The 8,925-nt window shown below is 61.5% G+C and carries 8 protein-coding genes; 1 reads left to right on the top strand and 7 read right to left on the bottom strand.

Annotation, left to right across the window (positions count from 1 at the left end):
* Nucleotides 1–15 precede the first annotated feature (15 nt).
* The 7 genes from IP76_RS13610 to IP76_RS13640 all read right to left on the bottom strand — a co-directional run bounded on the left by IP76_RS13610 (nt 16) and on the right by IP76_RS13640 (nt 7,804).
* Nucleotides 16–1,389, bottom strand: coding sequence for a glutamate--cysteine ligase (locus tag IP76_RS13610; protein WP_054158785.1), 1,374 nt, complete (start codon nt 1,387–1,389; stop codon nt 16–18).
* A 158-nt stretch (nt 1,390–1,547) separates the two neighbouring features.
* Complete coding sequence (locus IP76_RS13615) at nt 1,548–2,285, bottom strand: 16S rRNA (uracil(1498)-N(3))-methyltransferase (protein WP_054158774.1); 738 nt, start codon at nt 2,283–2,285, stop codon at nt 1,548–1,550.
* A 19-nt stretch (nt 2,286–2,304) separates the two neighbouring features.
* Nucleotides 2,305–3,810, bottom strand: coding sequence for an inorganic phosphate transporter (locus IP76_RS13620; RefSeq protein WP_054158775.1), 1,506 nt, complete (start codon nt 3,808–3,810; stop codon nt 2,305–2,307).
* A 204-nt stretch (nt 3,811–4,014) separates the two neighbouring features.
* Nucleotides 4,015–4,527, bottom strand: a complete 513-nt coding sequence (locus IP76_RS13625; protein WP_197278344.1) for an NUDIX hydrolase — start codon at nt 4,525–4,527, stop codon at nt 4,015–4,017.
* Nucleotides 4,528–4,715: 188 nt separating this feature from the next.
* Nucleotides 4,716–5,480 carry an HAD-IIB family hydrolase gene (locus IP76_RS13630; protein WP_082352535.1) on the bottom strand — a complete coding sequence of 255 codons (765 nt, stop codon included), beginning with the start codon at nt 5,478–5,480 and terminating at the stop codon, nt 4,716–4,718.
* Nucleotides 5,462–6,799 (bottom strand): glycosyltransferase family 1 protein, encoded by a 1,338-nt coding sequence (locus IP76_RS13635; RefSeq protein ID WP_054158777.1) that lies wholly within the window; start codon nt 6,797–6,799, stop codon nt 5,462–5,464. Before IP76_RS13635 ends, IP76_RS13630 begins: the two co-directional genes overlap by 19 nt.
* A gap of 162 nt (nt 6,800–6,961) precedes the next feature.
* Nucleotides 6,962–7,804, bottom strand: a complete 843-nt coding sequence (locus IP76_RS13640; protein WP_082352536.1) for a FadR/GntR family transcriptional regulator — start codon at nt 7,802–7,804, stop codon at nt 6,962–6,964.
* Between the two features lie 177 nt (nt 7,805–7,981).
* Between IP76_RS13640 and IP76_RS13645 the strand changes: the two genes are divergently transcribed.
* Nucleotides 7,982–8,925 (top strand): DUF3422 family protein (locus IP76_RS13645; RefSeq protein WP_054158779.1); only part of this gene is annotated, 944 nt, incomplete at its 3' end.

The following is an 8,925-nucleotide window of genomic DNA, read 5'->3' on the forward strand; positions in this document are numbered from 1 at the left end:
AAAAAGCGCTATCGCTTAGTACTGATACTCGTCGAAAGCGGGCTCCACCGAACCGTTCCAGCGGCCGTGATAGAGCATCAGCAGATCGTCGGCGAGCGTGGCACGCTTGGCCAGAACTTCGTCCAGCGGGTTGAGGAAGACGCTCTCGTCATTGCCTTCGGTATTGAGCCGCGCCCGAGCCTGCAGGCCCTGCCGGGAGATCGCCACCACCTCGCGGCAGACATCGAGAAGCGGCCGGCCGGCAACGCTGGCCTTCAGCCCCTGCGACGGCACGCTGTCACGCATGGCAATGACGTCCTCGACGGTCCAGTCGGCGGTCAACGCATCGGCTGCAGCCAGTGCTGCATCGTCGTAAAGAAGCCCGACCCAGAAAGCCGGGAGCGCGCAGATCCGCCGCCAGGGGCCACCATCGGCACCCCGCATTTCGAGGAAGCGCTTGAGGCGCACTTCTGGGAACAGGGTGGAGAGGTGGTTGGTCCAGTCGCCGAGCTGCGGTTCCCAATCGGCAATCTCGCCCTTCAACGCGCCATCCATGAACTGGCGGAAGGTGATGTGGGTACAGTCGTGGTAGCGGCCGTCACGTACGACGAAATACATCGGCGCATCGATCGCCCAACGGACATAGTCACCAAACCCGAAATCCTTCGAGAAGGTAAAGGGCAGGATGCCGGCACGCTGGTTGTCAGTATCGCGCCAGATGTTGCCGCGCCAGGACAGAAGCCCGTTCGGCTTGCCTTCGGTAAACGGCGAGGCAGCGAAGAGGGCGGTGGCCACCGACTGCAGCTTCATCGAGACGCGCATCTTGTTGCGCATATCCGCTTCCGAGGAAAAGTCGAGGTTTACCTGAATTGTGCAGGTCCGGTACATCATGTCGAGGCCCTGGCTGCCGACCTTCGGCATGTAGCGCGCCATGATGTCGTAGCGGGATTTCGGCATGCGCGGCGTCTCGGCCAGCGACCATTTCGGACTGCCGCCCAGGCCGAGGAAGCGGATGCCCATCGGCTCGGCGATCTCCCTGAGAACGGCGAGGTGCTGGTTGGATTCCCGGCAGGTCTCGTGCAGCGTCTCGAGCGGCGCGCCCGAAAGCTCGAACTGGCCGCCGGGCTCGATCGAGATGGCGCCCATGCCGGATTGCTCACCAAGGCCGATGATGTTCTCGCCGTCCATGATCGGCTCCCAGCCGAGCTTGGCCTGCATGCCCTTGAGCAGGGCCGAAATGCTGGCGTCGCCGAAATAGGGCACGGGGCTGTTGTCGGCGCGGAAGAACGCGAACTTCTCGTGCTCGGTGCCGATCCGGAAGGCCTCCTTCGGCTTTGAGCCGGCCGCCAGATAGGCAGCCATGTCATCGAGTGTGCCGAGAGGTGTCTGGTCGGTCGTGTCACGGGCCATGAAATAAACCTTGTTGGGCGTCGCCAATCGGCATGCAGGGCCTCAGCGTGAGGCCCGACTATCGGGTTGATTGGACCGGTTTCATATGCCGTGCAAGTGAAATTCTCTCAAGCACGGCTGGAAAAATCTGAAGCTTCCGTGGCTGTGATCGCAGGGGCTCAGTTCCAGTCGCCGATTGCTGCCTGGACGACGGCAAGTGCTGCGACAGCTGCCGTGTCGGCCCTGAGGATACGGGGCCCCAGTGGTATGGCTGTCACGAAGGCGAGCCCTCGCAGCAACTGGCGTTCTTCCTCGGAAAATCCGCCTTCAGGACCTACCAACAGGGCAAGAGACCGCTCTCTTATGCTCTGTAGGGCAGGGAGCGGATTTTGCGTGGCACTGTCCTCGTCGCAATAGATGATGCGGCGGTCCGCAGGCCAGCGTTCTAGAAGGTCCTTGAGCTTGAGCGGCTCACGCACTTGGGGGATCGCAAGGATGCCGCATTGTTCGGCCGCCTCGACGGCATTGGCCTGAAGGCGCTCAACGCTGCCGATCTTGCCCTGCACATGCTGGGTCATGACCGGTTGCAGCACGCCGGCACCCATTTCCACGGCCTTCTGCACGAGATAGTCCATGCGGCCGACCTTGAGAGGGGCAAAGAGGAAGTGGAGATCGCTGTCGGCCGGTTGCGGCCGGGTCTCTTCGGCGGGGGTAATCAGGATGCGTTTGCGGGTGGGAAAGCGAAGCGTGGCACGCCATTCGCCATCACGGCCGTTGAACACCAGGATTTCGGCGCCATCCTCGAGGCGGAGCACATTGGCGAGATAGTTGAACTGCTCGCTCGTCGCTTCGAATCCCTGCTGGCTGGAAAGATCTGCCTCCACATGAAGCCGCTGCATCCGGTAGTTCGCGCGCATATATGTCCTGTCTCCACTGTCAGGGAACGAGGTGAGACATAACCAAATATAGAACCGCTGCAAGAGCGGCGGACGTTGGAACCGTGATGACCCAGGCAGCCACAATCGTCATGAAATGCGAACGGCGGACGAGGTAGCGGCGACGCAACTCCTCGGGATTGCGCTCGGGCTTCGGTTCCGCCTCAAAGCGCTCCGCCTTTGCTCGCATATATTCCACCCGGCGTTTCGAGTGGCGCGTGTACCATTCGCGGAAGAAGCCGACGCCGAACACGGCTCCCACAGCGATATGGGTCGAACTCACCGGCAGGCCGAGCGCCGATGCCAGGATCACGGTCGTTGCGGTCGAGAGGGATACGCAAAACGCCCGCATCGGGTTGAGCTTGGTGATCTCCTCGCCGACGATGCGGATCAGCCGTGGACCGAACAAAAGGATCCCGACAGAAATGCCGAAAGCCCCGATCAGAAGAACCCAGAGCTGTGGCGTGCCGCTGCCGGTCATGCCGTCCGGGCGCGTGGCTTCAACAATGGCAGTGAGCGGGCCGATCGCATTGGCAACGTCGTTTGCGCCATGCGCAAAGGAGAGGAGCGCGGCCGCGAAAATCAGTGGCAGCCGGAAGAGCTTGCGCAGCGACTGGTTGCGGTTTTCGAGTCCGGCAGCCTGTCGCCAAACCAGCGGCTTCACCAAAAGCCATGCAAGGAAACCGCAGACCAGCCCAACCCCAATGGCGGTGGCGACGCCGATCGAGAGGAACTGACTGAAGCCTTCAAGCGCCAGATAGCTGATGAACGTGCCGGTCATGATGGCGATGAGGACCGGAACCCAGCGCCGGGCCGCAGCGATCTTGTCCTCGCGGTAGATGATGAATTCCTTGACGAAGGCGAGCACCAGGGCAGCGATCACACCCCCCAGAAGCGGCGAAATCACCCAGCTTGCGGTGATGGCTGCGACCATGCCCCAGTTCAGCGCTGAAGCACCGACCGCAGCGACCCCCGCGCCCAGCACGCCACCGACGATCGAATGGGTGGTCGACACCGGCGCGTTGATCCAGGTGGCGAAGTTGACCCAGACGCCTGCGGAGAGCAGGGCGGCCATCATGGCCCAGATGAAGACGTCCCGCGAGGGCGCCATTCCAGGGCTGAGGATGCCTTCCGAAATTGTCGATACGACCTTGTCACCGGCGATCATGGCGCCCGCGATCTCGAAGACAACGGCCATGGCAAGGGCGGTCCCCATACGGATGACCCGGGCTCCGACGGCGGGCCCGACATTGTTGGTCACATCGTTGGCGCCGATATTCATCGCCATATAGGCGGCAACAGTCGCCGCAGCCACCACGATGGTCGCGCCCGAGCGATCCATGGCAGCACCTGCCGCAACGACCGCTGCCAAAATCAGGAAAATGAGAGCCAGTCCGAAGGGTGCGACACCGCGCCAGACATGCTGCGACGCCTCCTCAACCTGGGTGATCTTGTCCAGATCCTTGTCCAGTGTTGGCTTGAGAAGCTTAGGCGTCGATTTGCCCATGAGGCTAGGCTCCCGGAAGAAACCGCAGACCGGTCTCCCATTCCGAGCAGTCTACTCTGTGTCTGTGAAATTGACGTTGCGGCACGATCATCGAAGCAGGGTGCCACAACATGGGAAAACGGCACCGAAGCGTGAGATATCTGCAGTAGCGGTATCTGCAAATCGACGTGGCTTCAATATGTCACTTTGGTGACATTTGCTGTTTCAGGCTGCTTTTCCGGACTTTTTAGGGGTGTCGGCTGCAATGGCCTCCAGCAGCTTTTCGAAGGCGAGAAACAGGACCTGCAGCTCCGGCTCTTCCACTCGCCGCGCTGCCTCGCGGCAGGCAACCCATTCGAAACGGCGCGTTCCCTTTTCCGGGAAATCCTTGGCTACGCTCTTGACTTCAAGCGCATGAACCTGCGCACGGGTCGGCACCTTCAGCCCGTTTTTCAGCTTCTTCAAATAGGAGTAGCTGCCGATGGGGTCGCGTGTCGCCTTGCCGAGAATGCCGGCCTCTTCGAAGGCCTCGCGCTCGGCGATGGCGTGGGGCTGCTTGCCTGCCATGTGCCAGCCCTTCGGAATCACCCAGCGACCGGTATCGCGGCTGGTGATCAGCAACACTTCAAGCTCGCCAGTCTTTTTGTGGCGGCGGTAGCAGATCGCGGCAAATTGCTGCCGCGGCGGCCGCTGCAGCATGAGCCTGAGATCGGATGTGATGCGACCAATGATTCCCAAGACGTGTTCACCTCGATTCGGATTCTATATTAGATTCAGTTTATGAACGATAGAAAAAGCAAACCGAAGGTTGCCTTTTCCATCATCATTTATGGTTTACCAGAGCCTATCAGCGGTGCCCCAGTTCATACGGATTTCTATTGCGACACGATATGGCGCAAGTTCGTCATAGGGCATGGTCTGTGACGTTAGTCGTATCCACCGATGCCAAATTGCATCAGGCCGGTCAGCACGCCGTGCGCCGAATGGCCGTCTGTCTGCACGATGCGGGTGTTGACCTGTGCGAGGCTGGAGAGTTCTGCAAGAGCATTGCCGGGCAGGATGCCTCGGACACCGTCCAGCGTAAACATGGCCAGGTCATTGCCGGTATCCCCCGCCACCACCACTTCGTCGAGCCCGACCCCGAGCCGTTGGCAAAGCCAGGCAAGCGCGCGGCCCTTGTCTGCGAGATCCGGGATGACATCGAGATCGCGATTGCTGGAATAGACAATGCGGACGGGATGCCCAGCACGCCTCAACCGCTGTTCCAGGCCCATAATGTCCTCGGCCTTGGCATTGTGTAGATACCAACTCGATTTCAACGCATGCTGATACTGCGCAGGCTGGCGGGAGATCTGCTGCATCCCAAGGAGATCTGCCTCGATCAGGTCGACGTCAAATCCATGGCCGAGCGCGCGGGCATAATGCGTACCGATCTCCGGTTCCGCCGCCGAATGCAGCATGGTGCCGACGCCGCCGATGACGAAGTCTGCCTCAGGCAAACCTTCTTCGGCCGTGAAGGCGAGGATGTCCTCGATCAGCCGGCCGCTATTATAGACGAGGAGCGGCCGTCGCTCTGCGGGCAGATCTGCCCAGAACCGCGCAAAGGCCTCGCTGCCTTGGCGATCACCGGCAAGTGTGCCGTCGAGATCGGAGGAAAAGAGCCGGATCGGTTTCAATCGCCATCGTTCCATGGTTCCGCCCAATCGCTTTCTTCGAGCGCCTGCGCCACCGGTCGGCCCTCGACCAGAGCCACAAGCTGCTGCGCAATGCCGGTCCAGGTGAACAGGCTGCGAGCCTTGTGCGCGCCCATGCGGGACAGTCTGCCATAAAGTCGCGGATGGTTCAGCGGTTTCATCATGGTGATGCCGAGATCATATTTGTCGAAGGGATCGGCAAACAACGCATGGCGTCCGTAGCTCACGGACCGGAACAGGCCGCCATGGATGGTCACAATGGTCGGCGTTCCGCTCGCCATGGCCTCGATAGCCGTCATGCCGAAGGGCTCGTAGCGGCTGGACAGCACGAAGAGGTCGGCGGCCCGGTACATGTCGGGCAGATCCTCATCCGCGATGAAGCCGGAGAAGTCCACCTTGTCGGCAATGCCGAGATCCTCCACCTGCTGCTTCAGCTGGGCGAGAATACCCTCTTCCTGCGCATCCATCGTCTCGCCGCCAACGGCAAGACGAAGCCGCGCATCGGGCACGCGATCCGCAAGAACCTTGAAGCCATCGATCAGCAGGTCGTAACCCTTGTTGGTGGCCAGCCGTCCCAGCGCCAGGACCGTCCGCCCGTCAAAGCCCAGGCGCTGGCGGATCATCTGGCGCGACGCGTCAGACACGGGGAAGAAGCGGTTGTCGTCATAGCCCGGCGGGATCATGTGCACGCGATTGCGCGGCAGACCATAATCCGCTGTCAGCATGTCGAGCTGGATTGGCGTGGTCGCGATCACCAGCTGGCAGCTGCGATAGACGATCAGCTCGTGCTGAATGCGCTCCTTGAAATTGAACTCCGCCTCGAACTTGTCGGCCCGCTCCGGATAGTCGGTCTCCATCTGCCGCTTCTTCCAGAGCCCCAGCGAATGGGGCGTGTGGATATGCGGCACCCGAAGTTCTTCCGACAGTCTCTGGCCGGCAACGCCGGCATCCCAGTAGTGGCTGTTGATGAAGAGATAGGTGAGGCCCTCACGCTTGATCCAGCGCAGCGCCTTTTCATTCCATTCGGGGAGAGAGCGGTAGAGATATTCCTTCGGGATGAAGTCACGACCACCACAGGGGATGCGCACAACCCGGACATTCTCGTCGACCTCGTCGATCTCCGGCTGGTCCTCGAAGCGCCGGGTAAAGATATCCACCTTATGGCCAAGCTGTGCGAGCTTTTTGGCAAGCTCCAGCACATAGACCACCTGTCCGCCTGTATCGGCAGCGCCCAGAGGTGGGTGCGCGGCCACATAGCCATGGGTGGAGACGAGCGCTATACGCGGCGTTTCCTGCAGATCGGGTTGAATTGCCATTATCCCCACTCAGAAAATTTGTTCGTATGAAGCGGGAAACAACGCTCATACGGCACAAAAGTTCCGGTCTCACGCGACAAGACACTTCAAATGCGGCCAGGTCGCGCAAACTGGATGGGCTCAAATCTCAAGCAGAGGCGGTCATTCCTGCGCTCCTGACAATCAGGAGCTTTCGTCCGTTTTGGCCGTGCTACCGCCCCGGCCGCCTTTCGCCAGCGTCTGGCCTGCATCCCGACGCAGCAGGCGAAGCTTCGAGACGCGGCCCCATTCGTCGGCGCGGGCGCTCTCATCCACGGCCGCCATGACGAAATCGATATGTGCCTGCGCTGCCGTCTTGGCCGCTGCCGGATCGCCGGCAACAATCGCGTCATGGATCGCCACATGCTGTGCCAGCAGCTGTTCGCGGGCATTGGGCAGAGAAAAGACGGCCTTGCGATTGAAGAAGATGCCCTCCGACAGCAGCCGGTAACAGGCCCGCATCGTGTGCAGCAGAACGATATTGTGCGCTGCCTCGCCGACTGTGTTGTGGAATTCCACGTCGGCGGCGAGTTCCTCGTTCGGATGCGCAGTAGCATGGGCGCGGCGCATGTCCTCGACGATCCGCGATAGCAGCGCCTTGTCGGTGTCGGTGGCGCGTTGGGCTGCCAGTTCCGCCGTCAGACCTTCCAGTTCGCGTCGGTATTCGAGATAGTCACGCGTGGCTCGGGCATGGCGCGAAATGAGGTCGATGATCGGCTTGGAAAAAACCTGCCCGATGATATCGGCAACGAAGGTGCCGCCGCCATGATGGCTGACCAGAAGCCCGCGTCCCTCAAGCGCCTTCAAGGCTTCGCGCAGGATGGGCCGCGACACGTCAAGCGATTGCGCCAAATCGCGCTCGCCCGGCAATCGGTCGCCATCGCGCAACACCCCGTCAAGGATCAGAAGCTCGATCTGCTGCACCACCTCGTCGGCGGTACGGCTATGGCTGATACCGGAAAAAAGTCTGTCGTCGCTGTCTGTCACGGCCGCCTCCCATTGCGCCGAGTTAACAGCCACGTGGCTGATTGGTCAATTAACTTGCCCAGTCGCCGTGGCGCGAAGGTGACAGTCCCCGCGCGGTTGTTCCCTGTGGCAATTGTGCCTTTGCCCGGATGCGAGAGGGCTGTTAGCTTCAAGCCACGAAGCAAGGGGGACCGCTGCTTGGCCAAGGGTGATTTCGCATTTCCATCCGCACCGGAACGGGCGCTTGCGCTTGGTGAGATTCATGCTCGGCCCTATGCGCTGGTCAAGTCGAGCCGGGTGATCTTCCAGCTGGCCTTCATGATGGATGGCGGTTCGGCCGTGCATCATGCAGCGATCGCCGAGCTTTCGCGTGCAAGAGGCGTCGCACCCCCGGACAAGCAGGTTCGCCATCACGCTCTGGCCTGGGGGCAGGGCACGTTGCGCTGGGAGCGCCACACCGAATTCTCCACCTGGTTCTGGGATGGGCCGCTGCCGGAAAGTTTTGGCGGCGACGTGCCGATCCACCCCTTCGGCGATGGCTTCGTGGCGCCGGGGCCACTGATCTCAGGCATCCGGCTGGAACTGCGGCCTGATGGCCCCGACATTGCCGAAGCTCGAGCGGCTTTCGATCCGACCAGCCTCTGCTACAGCGAATTGAAGAACGGACAGGCGGCGGTGCTCACTGACTTCCGTCAGGATGGCAATGGTCTCACCCAGATCCTCGTCATTGATCGCGGCATGACGGAAGCCGGCCGCGGCGCCGTCGTCCAGCGTCTGCTCGACATCGAGACCTATCGCACCACGGCCATGCTCGGCCTGCCGCTCGCCCAGACCCTGTCGCCGGAGATCCGCCGCATCGAGGACGGGCTGACAGCGGTCACGCAGCGGATGAAGGCACATGCCCGCGAGGAATCGGACGAGATGCTGGCCGAAATTACCCGTCTGGCAGCCGAACTGGAGGCGAATGCCGCGCTCAGCCTTTACCGTTTCGGCGCCAGCCGCGCCTATGACGGCATCGTCCGCGAGCGCATCAAGACACTCGACGAAACCCCGGTTCCCGGCCACGAAACCCTCGGTTCGTTTCTGGAGCGACGGCTGGCGCCCGCCATGCGCACCTGCCAGTCGATCGAGGAGCGGCAGGG

The sequence above is a fragment of the Rhizobium sp. AAP43 genome (genome assembly GCF_001296045.1).
Lineage (GTDB): Bacteria > Pseudomonadota > Alphaproteobacteria > Rhizobiales > Rhizobiaceae > Allorhizobium.

Excerpts from the sequence above, each read along its gene's own strand:
- IP76_RS13610 (WP_054158785.1), bottom strand. The coding sequence starts at position 1,389 with ATGGCCCGTGACACGACCGACCAGACACCTCTCGGCACACTCGATGAC.
- IP76_RS13615 (WP_054158774.1), bottom strand. The coding sequence starts at position 2,285 with ATGCGCGCGAACTACCGGATGCAGCGGCTTCATGTGGAGGCAGATCTT.
- IP76_RS13620 (WP_054158775.1), bottom strand. The coding sequence starts at position 3,810 with ATGGGCAAATCGACGCCTAAGCTTCTCAAGCCAACACTGGACAAGGAT.
- IP76_RS13630 (WP_082352535.1), bottom strand. The coding sequence starts at position 5,480 with ATGGAACGATGGCGATTGAAACCGATCCGGCTCTTTTCCTCCGATCTC.
- IP76_RS13635 (WP_054158777.1), bottom strand. The coding sequence starts at position 6,799 with ATGGCAATTCAACCCGATCTGCAGGAAACGCCGCGTATAGCGCTCGTC.